Annotated in this window: 21 protein-coding genes; 10 read left to right on the plus strand and 11 right to left on the minus strand. The window is 70.2% G+C overall.

Annotation, left to right across the window (positions count from 1 at the left end; genetic code table 11):
* Positions 1–21: 21 nt before the first annotated feature.
* Together KUG39_RS09690 and KUG39_RS09695 are read right to left on the minus strand one after the other, a co-directional pair.
* Positions 22–693: a GDSL-type esterase/lipase family protein gene (locus KUG39_RS09690; protein ID WP_216914777.1), complete on the minus strand. Its 672-nt coding sequence runs from the start codon at positions 691–693 to the stop codon at positions 22–24.
* An 11-nt stretch (positions 694–704) separates the two neighbouring features.
* Positions 705–1,883: a pyridoxal phosphate-dependent aminotransferase gene (locus KUG39_RS09695; protein ID WP_094584689.1), complete on the minus strand. Its 1,179-nt coding sequence runs from the start codon at positions 1,881–1,883 to the stop codon at positions 705–707.
* Positions 1,884–1,966: 83 nt separating this feature from the next.
* Between KUG39_RS09695 and KUG39_RS09700 the strand changes: the two genes are divergently transcribed.
* The 4 genes from KUG39_RS09700 to KUG39_RS09715 all read left to right on the plus strand — a co-directional run bounded on the left by KUG39_RS09700 (position 1,967) and on the right by KUG39_RS09715 (position 5,570).
* Complete coding sequence (locus tag KUG39_RS09700) at positions 1,967–2,644, plus strand: uracil-DNA glycosylase (RefSeq protein ID WP_286193087.1); 678 nt, start codon at positions 1,967–1,969, stop codon at positions 2,642–2,644.
* A gap of 30 nt (positions 2,645–2,674) precedes the next feature.
* On the plus strand, positions 2,675–3,928 hold the full coding sequence (gene ispG, locus KUG39_RS09705; RefSeq protein ID WP_094584737.1) for a (E)-4-hydroxy-3-methylbut-2-enyl-diphosphate synthase: 1,254 nt from the start codon (positions 2,675–2,677) through the stop codon (positions 3,926–3,928).
* A 69-nt stretch (positions 3,929–3,997) separates the two neighbouring features.
* Positions 3,998–5,329 carry a S41 family peptidase gene (locus KUG39_RS09710; RefSeq protein ID WP_216914781.1) on the plus strand — a complete coding sequence of 444 codons (1,332 nt, stop codon included), beginning with the start codon at positions 3,998–4,000 and terminating at the stop codon, positions 5,327–5,329.
* Positions 5,316–5,570, plus strand: coding sequence for a DUF6737 family protein (locus KUG39_RS09715; protein ID WP_216914783.1), 255 nt, complete (start codon positions 5,316–5,318; stop codon positions 5,568–5,570). Before KUG39_RS09710 ends, KUG39_RS09715 begins: the two co-directional genes overlap by 14 nt.
* 24 nt (positions 5,571–5,594) lie before the next feature.
* On the opposite strand, the gene KUG39_RS09720 is transcribed toward KUG39_RS09715, so the two are convergent.
* The 3 genes from KUG39_RS09720 to mfd are packed head-to-tail and all read right to left on the minus strand — an operon-like array spanning position 5,595 to position 10,723.
* The gene (locus KUG39_RS09720; RefSeq protein WP_190609555.1) at positions 5,595–5,762 is read right to left on the minus strand and encodes a hypothetical protein; all 168 of its coding nucleotides are present in this window, start codon (positions 5,760–5,762) and stop codon (positions 5,595–5,597) included.
* A 58-nt stretch (positions 5,763–5,820) separates the two neighbouring features.
* On the minus strand, positions 5,821–7,083 hold the full coding sequence (locus tag KUG39_RS09725; RefSeq protein ID WP_286193088.1) for a hypothetical protein: 1,263 nt from the start codon (positions 7,081–7,083) through the stop codon (positions 5,821–5,823).
* 52 nt (positions 7,084–7,135) lie between these two features.
* Entirely contained in the window at positions 7,136–10,723 is a 3,588-nt protein-coding gene (mfd, locus tag KUG39_RS09730; RefSeq protein WP_216914785.1) for a transcription-repair coupling factor, read from the minus strand.
* Between the two features lie 102 nt (positions 10,724–10,825).
* Here mfd and KUG39_RS09735 point away from each other — a divergent pair, with 102 nt between their 5' ends.
* A complete protein-coding gene (locus tag KUG39_RS09735; RefSeq protein ID WP_216914787.1) occupies positions 10,826–11,707 on the plus strand; it encodes a hypothetical protein in 882 nt (293 codons plus the stop codon).
* A gap of 25 nt (positions 11,708–11,732) precedes the next feature.
* Here KUG39_RS09735 and gap read toward each other — a convergent pair whose 3' ends face one another.
* Positions 11,733–12,728, minus strand: a complete 996-nt coding sequence (gene gap, locus KUG39_RS09740; protein ID WP_216914789.1) for a type I glyceraldehyde-3-phosphate dehydrogenase — start codon at positions 12,726–12,728, stop codon at positions 11,733–11,735.
* A 30-nt stretch (positions 12,729–12,758) separates the two neighbouring features.
* Positions 12,759–13,871, minus strand: a complete 1,113-nt coding sequence (locus KUG39_RS09745; protein ID WP_216914791.1) for a hypothetical protein — start codon at positions 13,869–13,871, stop codon at positions 12,759–12,761.
* 360 nt (positions 13,872–14,231) lie between these two features.
* Here KUG39_RS09745 and KUG39_RS09750 point away from each other — a divergent pair, with 360 nt between their 5' ends.
* Positions 14,232–15,098: a hypothetical protein gene (locus tag KUG39_RS09750; protein WP_190609560.1), complete on the plus strand. Its 867-nt coding sequence runs from the start codon at positions 14,232–14,234 to the stop codon at positions 15,096–15,098.
* A 6-nt stretch (positions 15,099–15,104) separates the two neighbouring features.
* Here the strand turns inward: KUG39_RS09750 and KUG39_RS09755 are convergent, their stop codons facing one another.
* Complete coding sequence (locus KUG39_RS09755; RefSeq protein ID WP_216914793.1) at positions 15,105–15,956, minus strand: hypothetical protein; 852 nt, start codon at positions 15,954–15,956, stop codon at positions 15,105–15,107.
* Positions 15,957–16,027: 71 nt separating this feature from the next.
* Between KUG39_RS09755 and KUG39_RS09760 the strand changes: the two genes are divergently transcribed.
* The 4 genes from KUG39_RS09760 (at position 16,028) to KUG39_RS09775 (ending at position 18,967) form a co-directional block, all read left to right on the plus strand.
* Positions 16,028–16,831, plus strand: a complete 804-nt coding sequence (locus tag KUG39_RS09760) for a TerC family protein (protein WP_216914795.1) — start codon at positions 16,028–16,030, stop codon at positions 16,829–16,831.
* 13 nt (positions 16,832–16,844) lie between these two features.
* Positions 16,845–17,192: a DUF6464 family protein gene (locus tag KUG39_RS09765; RefSeq protein WP_094584703.1), complete on the plus strand. Its 348-nt coding sequence runs from the start codon at positions 16,845–16,847 to the stop codon at positions 17,190–17,192.
* A 229-nt stretch (positions 17,193–17,421) separates the two neighbouring features.
* Complete coding sequence (locus KUG39_RS09770; protein ID WP_094584738.1) at positions 17,422–18,684, plus strand: DEAD/DEAH box helicase; 1,263 nt, start codon at positions 17,422–17,424, stop codon at positions 18,682–18,684.
* Between the two features lie 85 nt (positions 18,685–18,769).
* Positions 18,770–18,967, plus strand: a complete 198-nt coding sequence (locus tag KUG39_RS09775) for a hypothetical protein (protein ID WP_015108343.1) — start codon at positions 18,770–18,772, stop codon at positions 18,965–18,967.
* A 32-nt stretch (positions 18,968–18,999) separates the two neighbouring features.
* Here KUG39_RS09775 and KUG39_RS09780 read toward each other — a convergent pair whose 3' ends face one another.
* The 3 genes from KUG39_RS09780 to KUG39_RS09790 all read right to left on the minus strand — a co-directional run bounded on the left by KUG39_RS09780 (position 19,000) and on the right by KUG39_RS09790 (position 21,755).
* Positions 19,000–19,197, minus strand: coding sequence for a hypothetical protein (locus tag KUG39_RS09780; RefSeq protein ID WP_094584704.1), 198 nt, complete (start codon positions 19,195–19,197; stop codon positions 19,000–19,002).
* A gap of 108 nt (positions 19,198–19,305) precedes the next feature.
* Complete coding sequence (gene fmt, locus KUG39_RS09785; RefSeq protein ID WP_216914797.1) at positions 19,306–20,364, minus strand: methionyl-tRNA formyltransferase; 1,059 nt, start codon at positions 20,362–20,364, stop codon at positions 19,306–19,308.
* Positions 20,361–21,755, minus strand: a complete 1,395-nt coding sequence (locus KUG39_RS09790) for a TldD/PmbA family protein (protein WP_216914799.1) — start codon at positions 21,753–21,755, stop codon at positions 20,361–20,363. The genes fmt and KUG39_RS09790 overlap by 4 nt, the downstream gene beginning before the upstream one ends.
* Position 21,756: the final 1 nt, after the last annotated feature.

Here is a 21,756-nt window from a genome sequence, read left to right on the forward strand (position 1 = left end):
ACTGACGGCCGGGCCGCCGGGTCAGAAGCCAGCCGTCACGCTGCTGTGGGGATCCAGCCCGGCCCAGTCCAGCAGGGCCTTCCAGGAACGCAGGCGCCGGTAGAGCTGGCCGTGGCCGTCGCTGTTGAGGTGCAGGCCGTCGCTGCCCAGCCACTGCAGCCAGTGGGGGTCGGCCAGCAGGCCATCGAGCAGCGGCAGGAAGGGCACGTCGGCCTCCATGCACGCCTCCTCCAGCAGGCCCTCGTAGCGGCGCACCGTGGCCAGGTCGTACCAGAGCATCTCGGCGAAGGGCATCACGACCTCATCCACCGGGGTGAGGCCCAGCACGAACAGCGGGGCGATCGACGCCAGCCGGGGGAGCAGCTGCTTCAGGCCGAACAGGAAGGCGTCGGGGGCCAGCTGGTGGCGGCCGTCGGGCCGGCCCACCCGGGCCGTGTCGTTGAGGCCGATCGACAGCAGGATCCCCTGGGGACGCTGGCGGCGCAGTTCACCCCGGTGGCTCACCTCCGCCTCGGCACGGGCCGCCAGCCGCTCCAGCCCATCCCCTCGCACCCCCAGGCCATAGAGCACCGGCCCCTGGGGCAGCTCCATCCAGTGACGCCGCAGCCGCTCGCACCAGCCGCCCTGCTCCGGATCGCCCCAGCCGTAGACACCGCTGTCACCGAGCACCACCAGCTTCTTGGGCACCTGCACCGGCGGGGCGATCAGAGGCTGGCTCCGAAGCGGCGCAGCCGCTCCAGGCCATCGTCGATGGTGGCCGGAGACGCCGCGCAGGACAGACGGATGCAGCGGTCATCACCGAAGGCGGCCCCGGGCACCACCGCCAGCCCCACCTCGTCGAGCAGCCGGCCGCAGAGGGTCATCGAATCCAGCCCCCAGGCGCTGACGTCGGGGAAGGCGTAGAAGGCCCCCTCGGGGGGCAGCAACTCGAGGCCGCTGATCGCCATCAGCCCGTCGCTGAGGCGGGAGCGCCGACGGCTGAATTCGGCCGCCATCTCCTGGACGCAGTCGCGCGAGCCGCTGACAGCCGCCAGGGCACCGAACTGGGCAAAGCTGCAGACATTGCTGGTGCTCTGGCTCTGCAGGGCGCTGGCGGCGGCCACCACATGGCGGGCGCCCGCCAGCCAGCCGATGCGCCAGCCGGTCATCGCCCAGCCCTTGGCAAAGCCATTGACGATGAAGATCCGCTCGGCGATGTCGGGCGCCACCGCCGCCAGGCTGTGGTGCACGTGGCCGGGGGAGAGCAGCAGCTCATAGATCTCGTCGCAGACCACCGCCACGGCCGGGTGGCGGCGCAGCACGGCGGCGATCCCCTCCAGCTCGGAGCGGCTGAGCACCATGCCGGTGGGATTGGAGGGGCTGTTGAGGACCAGCAGCCGGCTGGCCGGGGTGATCGCCGCCTCGAGCTGCTCGGGGCTGAAACGGAACCCGCCGCTGGCATCGGTGGGGAGGCAGCAGACGCTGGCCCCGGCCAGGTGGGCCATCTCCGGGTAGCTCAACCAGTACGGGGCCGGCAGCAGCACCTCGTCACCGGGGTCGAGCAGAACCTGGAAGAGGTTGTAGAGGGCCTGCTTGCCCCCATTGGTCACCAGCACCTGGTCGGGCCGGGTGGGAACGCCGTTCTCCTGGCTCAGCTTGGTGGCGATCGCCTGGCGCAGATCAGGCTCGCCCGCCACGGGCCCGTAGCGGGTGTGGCCGGCCTCGAGGGCCTCGGCGGCCGCCTGGCGGATGAAGGCGGGGGTGTCGAAGTCGGGCTCCCCGGCGCTGAGGCTGCAGATGTCCTTGCCCTCGGCGCGCAGCTCGCGCGCCTTGGCGGTGATGGCGAGGGTGAGCGATGGCTGCAACGCCTGCGCCCGGGCGGAGAGCGGCAACGGGGCCGGCATGGCAGCGCGCGCCGTCTGGAGGGCGCGATTCGGCAATCCCGCCATCTTGCCCTACGCCCTGCGCCATGCCGAAGAATGGGGCGATGGCCGGCAATCCCCTGCAACCATCTCCCCTGCAACCGTCCCATCTGGGTGAGGCCCCTGCCACCGCGGAGCCTGCCACTGCGGGGACGCCCGACCTTGCGGCCCTGGAGCGGGACTGCCGCGAGTGCCGCCGCTGCGGCCTGGCGGAGGGCCGCCAGCGGGTGGTGGTGAGCCGCGGCGATCCGGCGGCCCGGCTGATGGTGATCGGCGAGGGGCCCGGCGCCCAGGAGGACGCCAGCGGCCGGCCGTTCGTGGGCCGGGCCGGCCAGCTGCTCGACCAGATGCTCGCCAGCGTGGGGCTGGACAGCGAGCGCGATGCCTACGTCTGCAACGTGGTGAAGTGCCGCCCGCCGGACAACCGCCGGCCCACGCCCCAGGAGATCGCCGCCTGCGCCCCCTGGCTGGCCGCCCAGATCGCCGCCGTCAATCCCTCCGTGGTGCTGCTGGCCGGCGCCACCGCCCTGGAGGGGGTGCTGGGGATCAAGGGGGGGATCTCCCGGCTGCGGGGCCGCTGGCATCCCTGGCAGGGCCGCTCGGTGATGCCCGTGTTCCATCCCTCCTACCTGCTGCGCAATCCCTCGCGGGAGCAGGGCTCGCCCAAGTGGCTCACCTGGCAGGACCTGCAGGAGGTGCGGCGGCGCCTGGACCAGGACCAACCGTCGACACCCTCTTTGTGACAGGCTTTGGCCACCACCGGCCCACGCGAGATGACCGGCACCCTGGCCACATCCACCACCACCGCTCCGGGGACCTCCCCCCTGCCGGCCGACTGGGCCAGTGACCCCCGCTTCGACACGGTGATCCGCCGTCGGCGCACGCGCAGCGTCCGGGTCGGCGACGTGTGGGTGGGCAGCGAGCACCCCGTGGTGGTGCAGTCGATGATCAACGAGGACACCCTCGACATCGAGGGGGCCACCGCCGGCATCCGCCGCCTGCACGAGGCGGGCTGCGAGATCGTGCGGCTGACGGTGCCGAGCCTCGCCCATGCCAAGGCGGTGAAGGAGATCCGCCAGCGGCTGGAAGACAGCTATCAACCGGTGCCGCTGGTGGCGGACGTGCACCACAACGGCATGAAGATCGCCCTGGAGGTGGCCCAGCACGTCGACAAGGTGCGGATCAATCCGGGCCTCTACGTGTTCGACAAACCCGACCCCAACCGCACCGAGTTCACCCCGGAGGAGGTGGCGGCGATCGGCGAGCGCATCCAGGCCACCCTCGAACCCCTGGTGAGCCTGCTCAAGGAACAGGACAAGGGGCTGCGGATCGGCGTCAACCACGGCTCCCTGGCGGAGCGGATGCTGTTCACCTACGGCGACACCCCCCTGGGGATGGTGGAGAGCGCCATGGAGTTCATCCACATCTGCGACCGCCTCGACTTCCACAACATCGTCGTGTCGATGAAGGCCTCACGGGCCCCGGTGATGCTGGCGGCCTACCGGATGATGGCCTTCCGCATGGACGCCGAGGGCTTCCACTACCCCCTGCACCTGGGGGTCACCGAGGCGGGCGACGGCGACTACGGCCGCATCAAGAGCACCGCCGGCATCGCCACCCTGCTGGCCGAGGGCCTCGGCGACACGATCCGGGTGTCGCTCACCGAGGCGCCGGAGAAGGAGATCCCTGTCTGCTATTCGATCCTGCAGGCCATGGGGCTGCGCAAGACGATGGTCGAGTACGTGGCCTGCCCCAGCTGCGGCCGCACCCTGTTCAACCTGGAGGAGGTGCTGCACACGGTGCGCAACGCCACCGCCCACCTCACCGGGCTGGACATCGCCGTGATGGGCTGCATCGTCAACGGCCCGGGTGAGATGGCCGACGCTGACTACGGCTACGTCGGCAAGACCCCCGGCACGATTTCCCTGTACCGGGGGCGGGAGGAGATCCGCCGGGTTCCCGAGGCCGAAGGGGTGGAGGCGCTGATCGCCCTGATCAAGGAGGACGGTCGCTGGGTCGACCCCTGAACGGGGAGCCCACCCCAGGCATCGGCGCTACGTTGGAACCACGTTTCAGACTCCTTGAGGATCCCCACCATGGGCAGAGCTCGCGCCACCGTCGTGGTGCTGGTTGGTCTCGGAGCCTGCGCCGCCACGGCGGTGATGGCCCGGGAGATGGTGCTGACCCCCACCGGAACCGTGTCGATCAGCGACAGCCCCAAGGAGGTGATGGACCAGGCGTGGCAGATCGTCTTCCGCGACTACCTGGACACCACGGGCAAGTACACGCCTGAGCAGTGGCGCAAGCTGCGCCGCAGCGTGCTCTCCAAGAGCTACAGCACCCCCAAGGATGCCTACGAGGGCATCCGGGGCATGCTCAGCACCCTCGACGACCCCTACACCCGTTTCCTGGACCCGCGGGAGTTCAAGGAGATGCAGATCGACACCTCCGGGGAGCTCTCCGGGGTGGGCATCCAGCTGAGCGTCGACAAGGAGACCAAGGAGCTGGTCGTCATCTCGCCGATCGAGGGTTCGCCGGCCTCCAGGGCCGGGGTGCAGCCCAAGGACGTGATCGTCTCGATCGACGGCAAGAGCACCAAGGGGATGAGCACCGAGGACGCGGTGAAGCTGATCCGCGGCAAGGCGGGCACCACCGTGAACCTGGTGCTGCGCCGCAAGGGCCAGAACATCGACACCCCCCTGACCCGGGAGCTGATCGAGATCCATGCGGTCACCCATCAGGTGAACACGGCACCCGATGGCAGCAGGATCGGCTACATCCGCCTCAAGCAGTTCAGTGCCACCGCCACCAAGGACATGCGGGCGGCGGTGCGCGACCTGGAGTCCCAGGGGGTTCAGGGCTACGTGCTCGACCTGCGCAGCAACCCCGGCGGGCTGCTGGTGGCGAGCGTCGAGATCGCCCGCCAGTGGATCAACGAAGGGATCATCGTCTCCACCAAGACCCGCGACGGCATCCAGGACGTCAAGCGGGCCACCGGCCAAGCCCTCACTACCAAGCCGATGGTGGTGCTGGTGAACGAGGGTTCGGCGAGCGCCAGCGAGATCCTCTCCGGAGCCCTGCAGGACAACAACCGCGCCGTGCTGGTGGGTCAGAAGACCTTCGGCAAGGGTCTGGTGCAGTCCGTCCGCGGGCTCTCGGATGGCTCGGGCATGACGGTGACCATCGCCAAGTACCTGACGCCCCGCAACCGGGACATCCATAAGCACGGCATCAACCCGGACGTGCCGGTGAAGATGACCGAGCAGGAGGTCCAGCGCCTCAGGCTGGAGGACATCGGCACCAACCGCGACAGCCAGTATCGGGTGGCCGAGTCCACCCTGCGCAAGCAGCTGCAGGCTGGGGCCGCTCTGCAGAAGGCCTTCGAGCCCGGCAGCGCCAACCTGCCGGCGGCCCTTGCCAAACCCTGAGCCGCTGGAGCACGACCCGGGCAGCCCGCCCGGCTCGGTCTGGAACCTCAAGCCGTGGTGGTGTCAGCCGTGGAGCATCCTGCTCACCGGTCTGGCCATCGTGGCGGGCAGCTGGGTCGTGCTGCACTTGTGGTGGCTCACCGCCGGGGTGTCGGTGGTGATCGCCGCCTGGTGGCTGCTGTTCCTGGTGCTGATGCCGGCTGCCTGGAAGCAGGAGAAGGCCGGCAGCAGCGGAGGCTGAAAAGCTGCGAGTGAAGCCCGGGACTCAGGCCACGGGCTGCATCAGGCCACCGCCGGGGGAGGAGTCGTCGTCGTCGTTGTTGCCGGCGGACGACTGGAGCAGGGCGAAGAAGCCGAGGCCGAGCACCCCCAGGAAGGCCGGCAGCATCAGGGGATTCTGGGTGGCGCCCGCGACCTCGATCAGCTCACCCATGTCGGCGCGTAACGAAAGATGACGCCAGCTTAACGGACATTCTCATCGGCTGGGCGCCTCAGTCGAAGACATGGCCGTGCTCGTAGCGCTCGGCGTGGCCGGCGGCCTCGGTGAGGGCCGCCACGTTCTCGCGGGTGAAGAAGCCGTCGTAGCCGAGGCAGCGCTCCACGTACTCGGTGATCAGCAGGGAATAGGCCGAGCTGCGCGAGAAGATCTGGCGCAGGTTGGGCTGGTCGCCGCATTCCCCCACCATGTCGGCGAGGAAGGGGATGCCCAGCTCGCGCAGGGTGCGCACCACCACGTCCACGTTCTTTTCCCCGTTGCTGTCGCCATCGACAACCTCATAGGCGATGTGATGCATGCGCCGGCCGAAATTGCGGACGAAGTCCTCGGTGGGCATGGGCAGGTTGGCCAGGGAGTTGAGATAGGAGGGGGTGTTGTTGGCGGTGAAGACGCGGGCGGGGGAGAGTTTGTCGTCCGCCAGCGTCGGATGGCGGGTGACGTTGGTGGAGGAATTCATCTCGGCGATGTCGTAGGAGCCCCAGTAGTAGTAGGGAACCATCGTCAGATACTCGAGGATGGCATCCTCCCGCTCGCCGGCCAGCACCCGCGTGGCCAGGTGGTCGATGCCCAGGATCTTGCCCTCCAGCCCGTGTTCCCGGTGGCGGCGGGCGGCTTCGGTGAGGGGCTCGAGGGCCTCGTCATCGAGCAGCACCCGATCGCCCAGATCCAGGGCCGCCAGGCCATCGAGGGGCCGGTCCACATAGCCGACCCGGTTGTAGGTGTAGTCGGAGAGGAAGGTGAAGCAGAGATGCTTCGAGGCATAGAAGGGGTTGACGGTCTCCCCCGGATAGGCGAAGCGGATGTTCTGGGGTTCGAGGATGGCGCGCAGATCGTGGCAGGAGGACACCTGGAAGATCTCGCCGATGTAGCGAGCGTTGGGCTTGTCGATCGAGAGGGGATACATCGCGTTCCAGCGCGTGACCTCATCCTCGAAGTCGTCAAACAGCGGCTCCAGCACGATCAGCCGCGGCAAGGCCTCACCCCCCTTGAGCAGGTAAATGCGGTGGGTGGCGTTGATCCAGCACTCCTGGTAGCGATAGGGGGTGGTGAGGGTGAGTTCCGCGAGGTAGGGCAGGCCGTTGCCGTGGTCCACCTGGATCACGACGGCCGCCATCGGCCCCACCACCTGCTCCAGCCCCGACGCGGCCCGCCGGACGTAGACGCGGGGCAGATAGTCCTCGAAGAAAGCGGTGTTGCGCTTGTCGCCCCTGGGCCGGTAGCTGGCGAGGTCGATCATCGGCGGGGGGAAGCAGACCATCTGTTAGCAACAGGCACCCCAAGGCCCAAGCGTCACCGCCCACAGCCACGCCTCAAACCACCAGTACCGCCGCGTTCGTCGCCGCCTGCTCCTCGGCCCGCTGCTCCGGCGTGCGCCCGTCGGCCTCGGGGATCTGGCCGGCCATGGCGGTCAGCCACGCCATCAGCTGCTCCACCTGCTGGGCGGGGGACAGGGCCCCCAGGCCCCGGGCCAGCACCTTGGCGGTGCTGCCGGCGCCGCCCTGGTAAACCAGGCGGCCGTGCAGGTGCTGGGGCAGGGCCTGGCGCAGGCGGCGGAAGGCGGGTTCCTCCATCGGTGTTTCCAGGGCGATGTTGGGCTTCTCCGGCTTGATGCGCGAGAAGCCGCAGCGGCGGGCCAGCAGCTTCAGTTCCATCAGCTGCAGCAGGCTCTGCACCGGCGCCGGAATCGGGCCGTAGCGGTCGGCCCAGCCGGCGGCCAGCTCCACCAGGGCGGCCTTGCCGCCGCACTCGGCGGCAGCGCGATAGGCCGCCATCTTCTCGTCGGCTTCAGTGATCCAGTCGGCCGGGATGAAGGCCGTCACCGGCAGGTCGATCTGGGTCTCGTCCACCGCCGGAATGTCCTGGCCCTGGATCTCGGCCAGGCAGTCCTGCAGCATCTCCATGTAGAGGTCGAAACCGATCGCCTCCATCTGGCCGCTCTGCTCCACCCCCAGCAGGTTGCCCACCCCACGGATCTCCATGTCGCGCATGGCCAGCTGGTAGCCGGAGCCCAGCTGGGCGAATTCCTGGATCGCCCGCAGCCGCTGCCGGGCCGCGTCACTGAGGGAGGCATCGCCCGGATAGAACAGCCAGGCGTGGGCCTGGATGCCGCTGCGGCCCACCCGGCCCCGCAGCTGGTACAGCTGGGCCAGGCCGAACTTGTGGGCGTCCTCCACCAGGATCGTGTTCACCCGGGGGATATCCAGGCCGCTCTCGATGATCGTGGTGCAGAGCATCACGTCGGCCTCGCCGGCGTTGAAGGCGACCATGGCGCTCTCCAGCTCCCCCTCCGGCATCTGGCCGTGGGCCACCTGCAGCCGCAGCCCCGGCAGCATCGCCCGCAGCTGGCCCGCCACCTCCTCGATGCCCTCCACCCGCGGCACCACGTAGAACACCTGGCCGCCGCGGTCGAGCTCCTGGCGGATGGCGCTGCGCACCGCCTCCTCATCGAGGCTGGCCAGGTGGGTCTTGATCGGCCGGCGCAGCGGCGGCGGCGTGGTGATCAGGCTCATCTCCCGCACCCCCGAGAGGCTCATGTACAGGGTGCGCGGGATCGGCGTGGCCGAAAGGGTCAGCACGTCGACGTCCTTGCGCAGCGCCTTGATCTTCTCCTTCTGGTTCACACCGAAGCGCTGCTCCTCGTCCACCACCAGCAGGCCAAGCTGGCGGAAAGCCGTGCCCTTGCCCAGCAGCTGGTGGGTGCCCACGACCACGTCAGTGTTGCCCTTGGCCAGGTCGTCCAGGATCGTCTTGCGCTCGCCGGCGGTGCGGAAACGGTTGAGCAGGGCCACCTTGAGCGGGTAGGGGGCGAAGCGCTCGCTCAGGGTGCGCCAGTGCTGCTGGGCCAGCACGGTGGTGGGGGCCAGCAGGGCGCACTGCTTGCCGGCGGTGACCGCCTTGAAGATGGCCCGGATCGCCACCTCCGTCTTGCCGAAGCCCACATCGCCGCACACCAGCCGGTCCATCGGCTGGTCCCGTTCCATGTCGCGCTTCACCTCCACAATCGCCTTGAGCTGGTCGGGGGTGGGGTCGTAGGGGAAGGAATCCTCCAGCTCGCCCTGCCAGGGGCCGTCGGCGGGGAAGGCGAAGCCCGGCGCCTGGTGGCGCTCGGCGTAGAGCTTCACCAGATCCATCGCCACCTTGGCCACCGCCTTGCGGGCCCGCTCCTTGGCCTTGGTCCAGGCCGTGCCGCCCATGCGGTTGAGTTCCGGCGGGCTGTCGCTGCTGGCCCGGTAGCGGCCGAGGCTGCCCAGCTGGTCGGCGGCCACCCGCAGCAGCCCGTCGGCGTACTGCAACACCAGGTAGTCGCGGGCCTCGCCGCCGATGGCCAGCTTCTCCAGCTTCAGGAAGCGGCCGATGCCGTGGTTGCGGTGTACCACGAAGTCGCCGGGCAGCATCTTGTTGGGATCCACCGTGCGGCTGGCCGCCTTGCGGCGCCGGCGCACGTAGCCCCCGGCCGCCAGGCTGTGCTGGCCGAAGATCTCCCGGTCGGTGAACAGCACCAGCTTCCAGGCCGGCAGCTGGAATCCCTCCAGTTCGGCCGTGCCGCGCAGCTTGAGCGCCACCGGGGTGGCCTGCTCCACCAGCCGCTCGATGGCCGGGAAGTCGCGGGCGTTGGGCACGAAGCGGGTGACGCAGTCGTGCTCCTCCAGCAGGGCCACAGCCCGTGACGGCTGGGCCGAAACGATCCAGGGCCGGGCCTTCTCGCGCAGGTGTCCCTTGATCTGCTCCGCCAGGCGCCCGAACTGGTTGGGATGGGCCGGCACCGGCCGGCTGGCCAGATCGAGCACGTTCGGGTGGCGGTCGCTCTCGTGCAGCTCCGCCAGGTCGAACCCGGTGAAGGCCTCCGCCTCCGCCAGGGCCGCCGCGATCGGCCGGTGCAGCAGGCCCGGCAGGGGCAGGGGCGGCTCGCCGTCGGCAACTTTCACCACCTCTCCGTGGTGCTCGGCGGCATGGTCGTACCACTGCTGGCCGTGGGCCAGGCACTGGCGACGCTCATCAACCGCCACCAGCGTGCCGGCGGGCAGGTAGTCGAGCAGCGTTGCCGGCGCTTCCCAGGCCAGGCCCATCAGCCGCCGCATTCCCTCCGGCGTGCCGCCCTCCAGCAGCTGGTCGAGGGCGGCGGGCTCCAGCAGCCGCTCCAGCCCGTCCGGCATCCGCTCCCGCAGGGCCTCGGCGACCAGTGGCGCGTAGCTGGTGGGAGTGAAGCGCACCCGCTCGATCACATCGAGGGAACGCTGGGTGGCGGGGTCGAACTCCCGCAGCTTTTCGAGGTCTTCACCGAAGAGCTCCAGCCGCACCGGCAGCTCGGCGCTGACCGGAAACACATCGACGATGTCGCCGCGGCGGCTCCAGGTGCCCTCCTGCTCGATCGTGGGCACCTTCTCGTAGCCCAGTCCGGCCAGGGTGTGGGCCAGCTGCTCCAGATCCAGCCGGTCGCCCCGGCGCAGGGTGAGGCAGCGGGCCGCCAGCTGCGGCGGCGGCGGCAGGTGGGGCTGCAGGGCCCGCTCGGTGGCCACCACGGCGAAGCGGCCGGCGCCGGCACCCGAAGCCCCGTCCCCGTCGCCCACCAGCTCGGCCAGCACCTGCAGCTGGCCCCAGGTGATCTCGCTGGTGGGGTCGAAGGGCTCGTAGGGGGAACCCTCGCTGGTGGGATAGAGCTGGCACAGGGGCCAGCCCATCAGCTCCAGCAGGGAGGCCCAGCGGCCCGCCTCCTCCAGGGTCGGCACGATCACCAGCAGGGGGGCCTCGCTGCAGCCCGCCAGGGCGCTGGCCACCAGGGCCCGGGCCGCCCGGCCCGCCCCGCTCAGCCGCAGGCGCTCGGGCCGCCCGCAGCGTGCCCTCACCTCGGCGGTGAGCGGCGCGGCCTGCAGCTGGCGCACGAGGGCGTGGAGGGGCATCGCAACGGGGGGATCGAACCGGTGGCGATCCTCGCAACCACCGCACGCCGCCGCGACATCCCGGCCCCTTTGCCGTCATGCTGGAGGCCGGTCTGACGAGCGATGGCCCGCTTCCGTTGTCCCACCTGCCGCGGTCGTCCCCTGCGGCTGCAGCAAGCCTTCACGGGCCTTCCCCGCTGCGGGCGCTGTGGGGACCTGCTCGAGCCCAAACCCCGCCATGGCCGTGCCTGGGGCCTAGCCGTCGGGGTGACCGCACTGGTGCTGGGGGGGGCCGCCTTCTCGGGCCTGCTGGAGCAGGTGGGCAGCCTGCCCCAGCAGGCCCCCGAAGTCACCACCCGGCTGCTGGAGCGCTTCGATCCCGCCCCCGATCCCCAGCTGCGGCCGATGGCGCTGGTCGAGGGGGGCCTGCTCGAGAACCTCAAGGAGGCCGACCGCCAATGGATTCCCACCGCCGAACCCCTGGCCGGCGGGGGCGTCCGCTTCCTCTACCGCCGCCGGGCCGGTGAACCCGAACTCTCGGTGGATGAGCTGCAGGCCCTGATCGACTCCCCACCGGACCACGGCGAGAAGCACCAGGCCATCGCCGAACTGCTCGGCGTCCTGGAGGAGGCCGGTGTGCAGGTGCATCTGGCGGCACCGAAAAAGACGGGGGCCGCCGGGGAATGGGACCACGCCAGTCGCACCCTGAGGATCAAGCCCGCAGTGGTGGACAAGGGCACCGTGGATTTCGCCCAGGTGCTCAACCACGAGGCGATCCACGTGGCCCAGAGCTGTGCGGCGGGCGGCCTGCGCTCCGTCCCCAGGACCCTGGGGCTGAGCCAGGAGGTGCCGCCGGAACTGAAGCTCCACCTCGACGATCCCCTCTATGCCGGGGCCTCCGACTGGGAGAAGGCCCTGGAGCGCGAGGCCTACGCCAACCAGCGCCAGCTGGAGCTGGGCGCCAGCCTGATCCGCACCCATTGCCGCATTCGCGCCACGGGCTAGGGAGCTGGCGGCGGGGCCGGAGCGATCAGCCGGAGATGTGGGCGATCAGATCGAGGCACTTGCTGGAGTAACCCCACTCGTTGTCGTACCAGGCCACCACCTTCACGAACGTGTCGGTGAGGGCGATGCCGGCGGAGGCATCGAAGATCGAGGTGCAGGTTTCGCCGAGGAAATCGGTCGAGACGACGGCGTCCTCCGTGTAGCCGAGGATCCCGGCCATCGGACCGGCGGCGGCCTCCCGCATGGCGGCCTTGATGGCGTCATAGCTGGCTCCCCGCTCCAGGTTCACCGTCAGGTCCACCACCGACACGTTGGGGGTGGGCACCCGGAAGGCCATGCCGGTGAGCTTGCCGCTGAGGGCCGGGATCACCTTGCCCACCGCCTTGGCCGCGCCGGTGGAGGAGGGGATGATGTTCTGGCCGGCCCCACGGCCGCCGCGCCAGTCCTTGACCGACGGCCCGTCGACCGTCTTCTGGGTGGCGGTGGTGGCGTGGACGGTGGTCATCAGGCCATCGCGGATGCCGAAGCTGTCATGCAGCACCTTGGCCATCGGCGCCAGACAGTTGGTGGTGCAGGAGGCGTTGGAGACGATGTCCTGGCCCGCATAGGTGGTGTGGTTCACCCCCATCACGAACATCGGCGTGTCGTCCTTGGAGGGGGCCGACATCACCACCTTGGACGCCCCCGCCGTGATGTGGGCACGGGCCCGCTCGTCATTCAGGAACAGGCCGGTGGACTCCAGCACCACATCGGCACCGACATCGCCCCAGCGCAGGGCGGCGGGATCGCGCTCCGAACTGATGCGGATGCGGCGTCCGTTCACCACCAGGGCACCATCGTCGATGGCCACCTCGCCGACGAAGCGCCCATGGGTGGAGTCGTAGCGGAGCATGTAGGCGATGTAATCGACATCAATCAGGTCGTTGATGCCCACCACCTCGATGTCATCGCGCCCGCAGGCGATGCGGAAGACGAGGCGGCCGATGCGTCCGAACCCGTTGATGCCGATCCTGATGGTCACCCGTGGATCTCCCAAGGCAATACAGGGGATTCAGCGTCGCACGCAGCCAGCGGCCATCGGCGCAGCCGTCCCGGCCATTGTCGCCAGATGAAACGGGTTCGCCTGCCGCAACCGACGCCGCAGCCGCCGGCTCCAGCCGAACGCCACGGCGCCGCCGAGCAACGGCAGGGGGCCCGGCACGGGAACGCTGCGCAGGGCAGTGGGGTTGAAGGGCCTGCCATTGATCACGGCGTTGACACGATTGGCGCCGGTCGTCGATCCGAACCTGAGGGCGGATTGGTTGTTGATGACGATCAGGGAGCCGGTGATGCTCGAAGGATTTCCATTGCCGGAGCGATTCAGGGTCGCCGTGCCACCGCCGGTGAGCAGGAAGGTGCCGAAGACATCGGAGCCCGTCAGGGCGAGGTTGGAGCCGGGACGGGCGAAGTTGAAGATGATCTTCGAGGGATCCACATTCCCCTGCAGCGTCCAGTCCTGGTTGGTGGTGAGGCTGGCGGGCATGTTGAAGACGAAGTACTCACGGCCCGAGCCGACGAAATTGAGATCGACGTTTCTGCCGACGGTCTGGACGTTGTAGTAGTTGATCCCCCCGGTGGTGGGCAGCGATCCGGTGAGGGTGAGGCTGCCGGACAGGTTGACCGCATCGTTGTAGCGGCAGGAGCTCAGCGCCACCGTGCAGTTCGAGGCGTTGATGCCGCCGATGTAGCTGGCCACGGCCAGGGCATCCGCCTCGGCCTGGACGGTCCAGGCATTGCTGACCACCGTGGTGCCGGGGCCGTTGGTGACGGTGGCGGACTGGGATCGGAAGATCCGGGTGGCGGCGATCGATCCGGCATTGATCCGGGCATTACCGCCCACCAGGGCATGGCCGTTGCCGGGCTGGGCGGGGGCTGACGGGGTGACGCTGCAACTTGCCGGCAGCGAGACCGTGGGGCCGCCGTTGAGCTGGTTGGGGGAACCGGTGCTGGTGCCGAGGCTGGAGGCGACGTTGCTGGCGGTGATGTTCACCAGACCGAAGCCGGCGGCACACCCCAGGTTGAAGCCCTCCGCCTGGGCCCCATTGGCCCGGGCGGGCCGTTCGTGGCCGAGGGCCAGCGCCAGAGCGACCCCGAGGCCCCAGATCAGCGCCTGGCGGCACCCCATGGCCCGGGTCCGAAGCAGAGGCGGCTCGCTGGCGGGAGAGGTTCGCTGGCGCACTGACGTCATCAACCTGGCTGACCTGGGCCTGCTGATTTCATGCAGGTGAGAATCATTCAGGCGAGAAGAAGGCATGTTTCCTTCTTTTTCAGGCGGTACTCTGCAGACATCAAGCCAATGGATGTTCGACGGGAATCTAACACCGCCCCCAAGAAGATGTCGGCATTCGCTCAGCAGCATCTCTCGGAGATCTGCGATACCCAGGGCCAGAGACTGACCCGAGATCCACAGCAGGATTTCACCACAGAGGCCTCGACCACCGCCACAATGTCGGCCATTGGCCTGCACAGGGTCCTACCCCTCCCGATGTCACTGAACGATCCGGATCAGCACCCGCACCGCCAGACCGTCACCGATGTCCTGTCCCTGATCTCCCTGGCCCTTTTCGTCACCTACGTCGTGACGCTGCTGAACGCGATTCCCCCCATGGCGGTCGGGCAACCGGCCTGGCTCGCGAACCTGATCAGTGCCCTGTTGGATGGCGCCCCCCTGGCCCTGGTGGGGCTGGGGCTGGTCCATCTGCTTGCCTATCTTGAGCCCGACCACCTCCGTCTCCAGGCCCGTCGCCGGGCGCTGGCCCGCTGGGCGACCGGAGCGGTGATCGGATTCCTGCTGCTGATTCCCCTTCAGGCCGTTTCCGCCGTCCAGGGCTACGGCCTGGTGGCCCGCAGCCAGAGCAGCGCCATGGCGGTGGCAACCGAACGCGCCGGGGAGTTCCAGCGCGCCATCGGAGCCGCCACGTCGGTGGAGGATCTGCAGCAGAGGATCGCGGTCCTGCAGGGCCCCGGGCTGCGGCTGGGCGACAGTCCCCAGTCCCTGCCTGACCTGAAGCGGACCCTGAACGAACGGCTGCGGGAGTCCCTGAGAAGCTCGCGGGACGTCATCCATTCCCCCTGGAGGCCCGAGCTCTGGGCGATCGTCCAGCGGACCCTCCGGGTGCTGCTCCTGGCCCTGGTGTACGCCCTGGCCTTCGCGGCCGGCAGCCAGCGGCGGGGCCGCGAGGCGTCCCTGCTCCGGGAGCTCCTGGCCCGCTGGAATCACCTGCGGGCCAGGGGCCTGCGGCGGCGCCTGGAGGCCCGATCCACCGCGCCGCGAGCACTTCCCGCCGATATGGCCTATTTCCACGAATTGAGTGTGGCGAGGGAGCCCCAGGGCAGCGGCCCGCTCCCCTGACCGGGATCAGCCCTCCAGACCCGGAGCTGCAGGCCCGCCGTCGGCGGCCAGCAGGGTTTCCTCCTCCAGCAGCATGTTGAAGCGCAGCAGGTCGGCGTCCTTCAGCTGCTGGCGGCTGCTGACACCCAGGTGCTTCTCGAGGAAGCTGCGGCCCATGCTCCCGTCCCAGCCCAGCTGCTGCAGGAGCAGGTTGCACTGCTCGAGCAGGTCGGCCCGACGCAGCGGCACCGCCGCCGTGGCGGGATCGCAGCCGGGCTCGAGGGTCTCGATCGCCTGCAGATAGACGATCAGATCGGCGTAGACGGTGATGCGATCGCGGCTGGGGTGACCGAAGCAGCGCTGCAGATAGGCCGCCTCCCGCTCCCGGTCCCAGCCGAGGCGGCGCAGCTGCAGATCCAGGTGGGTGAGTTCGGCGCTCCAGTCCTGGGGGTCCTCGACGGGACTCGGGGGCGCTGGGGGCGCGGGTGTGGCCGGAAGGGGTGCAGGCTCCGGCGGCGCAGAAGCCGCGGCGGGCGATGGCGGCGCAGCTGGGGGCGGCGCTTCGGGCGGCGCGGGCAGCCCGGGCTCAGAGACGGCCACCGTTCGCGTCGGAAGGGGAGCCGGACGTTCCTTCACCGGGGCAGGGGTCGGGGAGGCGGAGACCCGCTCCGGCAGCGAAGGCGACCGCTCCGGCGCTGCGGCGGCCGGCCCGGGATTCTGGAGACGGGCCAGGAGCCTGGCCCTGGCGCGGTCTTCGGCCTCCTCCGCATCCCCCGCTTCTCCCAGGGCGCTGCCCAGGAAGCGCTCCCCATCCCGGGCCGAGACCAGCACGACGCGGCGGCCGCCGTCGCAGTGGAGCAGTCGGACCTGAACGTGCATGGGGGCGGGAGGGACCGACGCCCTTTCTAGAGTGCTTCTTTGCAGCCTCCACGGCCGAGCGAACCGCAGGAATGGAAGTGGAATCGGTGGAGAGCCTCACGCCCCTGCTGCAGCCCCTGCTGCAGGAAGCGGACCAGTGGGGTGAGGTGCTGTTGCTGCTGGTCCTGCTGGTGGGGCTGGAGGCGGTGCTCTCCGCCGACAACGCCATCGCCCTGGCCGCCATCTCCCGGCGGCTGCACGATCCGGCGCGGCAACGCATGGCCCTGAACCTCGGCCTGGTGCTGGCCCTGGTCTTCCGGCTGGCCCTGATCGCCCTGGCCAGCCAGGTGCTCGCCTTCTGGCCCCTGCAGCTGCTGGCCTCCGCCTACCTGCTCTGGCTCTGCGGCCGGCATCTGCTGGGCAAGGACGATGGCGCGGACGACGACGACGGTGCGGGCCAGGGCCCGACGGCAGCCGACCTCACCCACGGCTCCCATCACAACCCGGGCCATCACCACCACGGCGCCACCCTGGGCTCGATCGTGGCCACCCTGGCCCTCACCGATCTGGCCTTCTCCCTCGACAGCGTCTCCGCGGCGGTGGCGGTGACCGACCGGTTGCCGCTGGTGATGGCCGGCGGGGTGATCGGCATCCTCGCCCTGCGGCTCACGGCCGAGCTGTTCCTGCGCTGGCTGGAGATCTTTCCCCACCTGGAAACCGCGGGCTACCTGGCCGTGGGACTGGTGGGGCTGAAGCTGCTGCTGCGCCTGGTGCTGCCGGCCGTGGAGGTGCCGGAATGGGCCCTGTTGCTGGTGGTGGCGGGCCTGTTCGCCTGGGGCTTCTCCCTGCGTACCGAACCGTCGACCCTGCCCGAGCAGGGCAGCGGCGACGCCTGAGGCCCGCGGAACGATGCGGATCGAGCTGCGCCAGATCGACTCGGACCGGCTGATCACCACGATCGAGATCGACGACCTCGGCGACGTCCCCCACCCCGGCCGCTGGCTGACCGTCGGCGAGGGCAGCTTCCTGGTGCTGCAGCGCCGCCACCGCTATCGGCTGCGGCAGGGCCGCTACGAGCTGGCGACGGTGGCGCTTCAGGTTAAGCCCCAGCGACAGCCCGCGGATGCCCTCTGGTGGGACGGGCGCTGGGTGATCGGTGACCCCCACTGCCGCTTCAACGCCCGCAGCCCCCTGCTGCGCTGCGCCGTGCTGCCGGAGGGCCCCTGCGAGCGCTGCAGCCACCGCACGCCCCGCTGAGGCGATGGCGCCGCCGGCCGGTCCTAGGCTGATGCCCACTCCGTGTTCGCGCCCGATCACCGCCCCTAATTCCAGGCCCCAGGCCCAAGCCAGCCGGAGCCGACGCAGCGGCAACGGCTCCTCCCCCACCCCCGCGCCGGTCGCTGCCCCTGGGGCCGCCCCGGTCGCTGCTTCCCTGGCCGCCGATCCCCTCACCCCCAGCCACACCGCCACCGGGCTGAACCCACCGGTGGCCGGACTGGCGACGGATTTTGCCGTGCTGGGCCTCTCGGAGCCGATCCTCAAGGCCGTGGCCGCCAAGGGCTACAGCAGCCCCTCGCCGATCCAGCTGCAGTGCATCCCCGCCGTGCTCGCGGGCCACGACGTGATGGCGGCCGCCCAGACGGGTACCGGCAAGACGGCGGGCTTCACCCTGCCGATGCTGGAACGGCTGCGCCACGGTCCCCACGCCCGCTCGGGTGTGGTGCGGGCCCTGGTGCTGACGCCCACCCGCGAGCTGGCGGCCCAGGTGGCGGACAGCGTCACCGCCTACGGCCGCTACCTGGATCTGCGCTCCGACGTCGTCTTCGGCGGCGTGAGCGCCAACCCCCAGATGCAGCGGCTGCGCCGCGGAGCCGACGTGCTGGTGGCCACCCCCGGCCGGCTGATGGACCTGCACCAGCAGAACGCCCTGCGGCTCGACCGGGTCGAGATCCTGGTGCTGGATGAGGCCGACCGGATGCTCGACATGGGCTTCATCCGCGACATCCGCCGGATCCTCTCCCTGCTGCCGGCGAAGCGCCAGAACCTGCTCTTCTCGGCCACCTTCTCCACCGAGATCCGGCGGCTGGCCACCGGCCTGCTGCACAACCCTGTGCAGCTCCAGGCCACCCCCGAGAACCAGGCCGCGCCCCTGGTGGAGCAGGTGATCCATCCCTGCGACATGGATCGCAAGGGGGATCTGCTCAGCCATCTGATCCGCAGCAACGACTGGCGTCAGGTGCTGGTGTTCTCCCGCACCAAGCACGGCGCCAACCGGCTGGCGGAGCGTCTCGAGAAGGAGGGCCTCGGGGCGGCGGCGATCCACGGCAACAAGAGCCAGGGGGCCCGCACCCGGGCCCTGGCGGAGTTCAAGAGCGGCGAGGTGCGGGTGCTGGTGGCCACCGACATCGCCGCCCGCGGCATCGACATCCACCAGCTGCCCCATGTGGTCAACCTCGACCTGCCCAACGTGGCCGAGGACTATGTGCACCGCATCGGCCGCACCGGCCGGGCGGGCCAGAACGGCCATGCCATTTCCCTGGTGGCGGCCGAAGAGCATGAGCTGCTGCGGGCCATCGAACGCCTGGTCGGCTCCCCCCTGCCCCGCCAGGAGGTGGCGGGCTTCGAGCCCACCGTGCTGTCCGCGCCGCCCCTGGATCTCAGTGGTGGCCGGGGACGCCGCAGCCAGGGCCCCCGCCACGGGCAGGGACAGGGTCACGAGCGCGGCCGGCGCCGCACCGGTTCCCGCTGAGCCAGGGCCCAGCGGGGGAATGGCAGTGGTTGTGACAGCCTCCACCGCCTCCCTAGGGTGAAGTGAGGATCTGCCTCCTTCCGACATGCCCTACGAACCCGGATCCACCCAGTGCCGCGTGCTGATCGACTGCAAGGCCCAGATCGAGGGCATGCTTCTCGCGCTGGAGCGCATCGACAACAGCCGCCACATCCGTGATCAGCTGGTGGCGGTCCACAACCAGCTGGAAGGTCTCCACGAACTGCACCGGCGCCAGCCGGAGGAGCTCGCCTCCGGCAGCTGAACCGGAGGCTGGGGCCGCCCTCCGCGGCAGGCTCATCCTGCGCCGGACGTCTCCTCCCCCCGGCCCCTCTGCTCCCACCCCTGGCAGGCCGCATAGGCACCGGCCAGGGTGGGGCTCATCACCCGCTGGCCCGGGATCCGCTCATGGCTGGCCACGTAGCAGCCCAAGGTGTCCCGGAAGATCCGGCAGCCGGATCCGGTGCTGTTGACGAAGGAAAGCTCACTGGCCATGACATCCCCACCCATTCACTGACTTCGGTCTACTGCCTGCGTCGGCAGTCCAACACTGAGACGCTGCTAAGGGAACAAAACGTCAAGACCCCTTGCCGAAAGAGCGGATCAGGGGGTATTTACACCGATCCGGTCACCGACCACCAGCCCCAGCTGCTGGATCAGGGCCTGTCCCTCGCTCGGACGCCGTCCCGGCAGCTGGGCCTGGCGCAGCAGCACCGGGCAGCCACCGGTGGCCACCACCAGCCCCTCCCCCTCCACCACCGCGAGCACGGTGCCGGGGCCAGCCACTGACGAGCCATCCACTGATGTCCCGTCCCGGCTGGGGCCGCCCCAGCGGTCGGCCAGGGCGGCGGCCGCGGGGGTGAGCTGGTCCCTCAGACGAACAACGAGGGGTTCGGTGGCCAGCAGCTTCAGCCGCTCGGCCCCCCAGGGGCAGGAGGCATAGGGATACAGCCCCATCACCCGGCGATGGATGGCCAGGGCGGAGCCGCTCCAGTCCACCAGGGTGTCCTCCTTGGTGAGCTGGCGGGCGTGACTGACCCCTTCTCCGGCCTGGGGACGCACCCCGAGGCGGGCAAGCCGCTCCGGCTCAGGCCCCGCACCCGCCGCCTCGATCAGCGGCAGGGCCTCCACCAGCAGCTCCCCGGTGAGGCGCGCCAGCCGTTCCGACAGCTGGCCGGCGTTCTGGAGCAGGGGAATGGACAGGCGCCGCTCCAGCAGCACCGGGCCGGTGTCGAGTCCCTCCTCCATGGCCATGATGCCCACGCCGGTTTCGCCATCCCCCTCCAGCAGGGCCCACTGGATCGGCGCCGCCCCCCGCCAGCGGGGCAGCAGGGAGCCGTGGCCGTTCCAGCAGCCCAGGGGAGGCTGGGAGAGCACCGACGGCGGCAGGATCTGGCCGAAGGCCACCACCACCGACAGGTCCGCCCCCAGGGCCGCCAGCTCCTGCTGGCAGGCCTGGTCGCGGCGGATCCGCTCGGGGGTGAACACCGGCAGAGCCAGCTCCAGGGCCCGCTGCTTCACAGGGGAGGCCACCAAAGCCTTGCCCCGGCCCCGGCGCCGGTCCGGCTGGCTCACCACAGCAACGATGCTGTGGCCGGCCTGCCGCAGGACCTCGAGACTGACCACGGCGTAGGCCGGGGTGCCCCAGAACAGGATCCTCAAGCGTCGCCGGTGATCGAGAGACCCTCCACCCACACGTGGGGGCAGAGACCGTCGGGGGTCACCTTGGCCTGACCCTCGAAACCGACGATGGCCTTGAGCAGGGTGCGGATGTCACCGGCCACGGTGGCGGCCTCGATGGAGCGCGCGGTGCCGCCCTCCACCAGCCAGCCGTCGAAGGGGAGGGAGAAGGAGCCCTGGCTGGCCTTGACGCCGGCATGGAGGGCCGAGAGGGAATCGATCACCACCAGCCCATCCCCATCGCCGGCACCGGAGGCGAAGCGGTCGAGGCCCCGGGCGCCCCCGTCGCTGCCGGGGGTGGGGCCGATCTCGAACCAGTCGGGGCCCACCGACACCTTGGCCCCCAGGCCGGCATGGCCGGTGGGGGCGACGCCGAAGGCCCGGGCCGTGGCCTCCGAATGGAGGAAGTGGCGCAGCACCCCGCCCTCCACCAGGGACAGGCGACCGGTGGGGGTGCCTTCGCCGTCGAAGGCGGCCGCACCCACGTTGGCCGAATTCAGGCCGTTGTCGTGCAGGGAGAAGAAGGGAACGGCCAGCTGCTCGCCCAGGGACTCGCGCCGGCTGAGGCTGACGCCATCGAGCACGGCACGGGCGTTGAACAGGCTGCTGAAGGCGCCGATCAGGTCGAGGAAGGCCTCGGGAGTGAAGACGCAGGTGTAGCGGCCGGTGGCGATGGGGGCGTAATCGAGGTGGGCGATGGTGCGCTCCGCCGCCTCCTGAACGCAGCCGGCCACATCGAGGTCGGAAGCGCCGTAGGCCAGACGCACGGCGCCGCTGCTGCGGGGCTTGCGGCCCGCCTCCTCGGCCCGGGCATAGAGATAGAGGGAGGCGGTGGTGAGGCGCTGCTGGCGGCAGGCGCCGTCACTGTTGATGTAAAGCCGGTCGCTGCTGCGCTGGGCCAGGCCGTTGTAGGGAACCGTGCCGATGGCGGGATGGCGTCCGAGCAGGTCGCGCTCGGCCTCCTTGAGGGTGTCCAGCAGGCTGAGGATGCTGACGGCCGGGCGGAGCGGCTGCTCCAGGACCGGCAGCGGCGCGGTGGCCAGAGGGGAGAAGTCGGGGACCTCATCGACGTTGCCGTAGGCGCTGGCGTCACGGGCCCCGGCCAGGGCCCGGGCCAGGCCGGCGTCGGAGAGGTCGGAGGTGCTGGTGATGCCCACCAGACCGTCGTCGTTCCAGACCCTCAGGGTGATGGCGCTGCGCTGGGCGCCCTTCATCTGCTTGGCTTCGCCCCGGTCGACCTGCACGGAGGTGTCGGTGCTGCAGGAGGCGCCCAGATCCCAGCGACGGACCCCCTCACGCTGGGCCAGCTGGTCGAGCCGCTGGCGCAGCACCTCGGCATCGAGGCTGGCGGCCGCTGATTCGGTGGTTCCCATG

Origin of the sequence: Synechococcus sp. CCAP 1479/10 (assembly GCF_019038515.1) — a bacterium.
Lineage (GTDB): Bacteria > Cyanobacteriota > Cyanobacteriia > PCC-6307 > Cyanobiaceae > Cyanobium.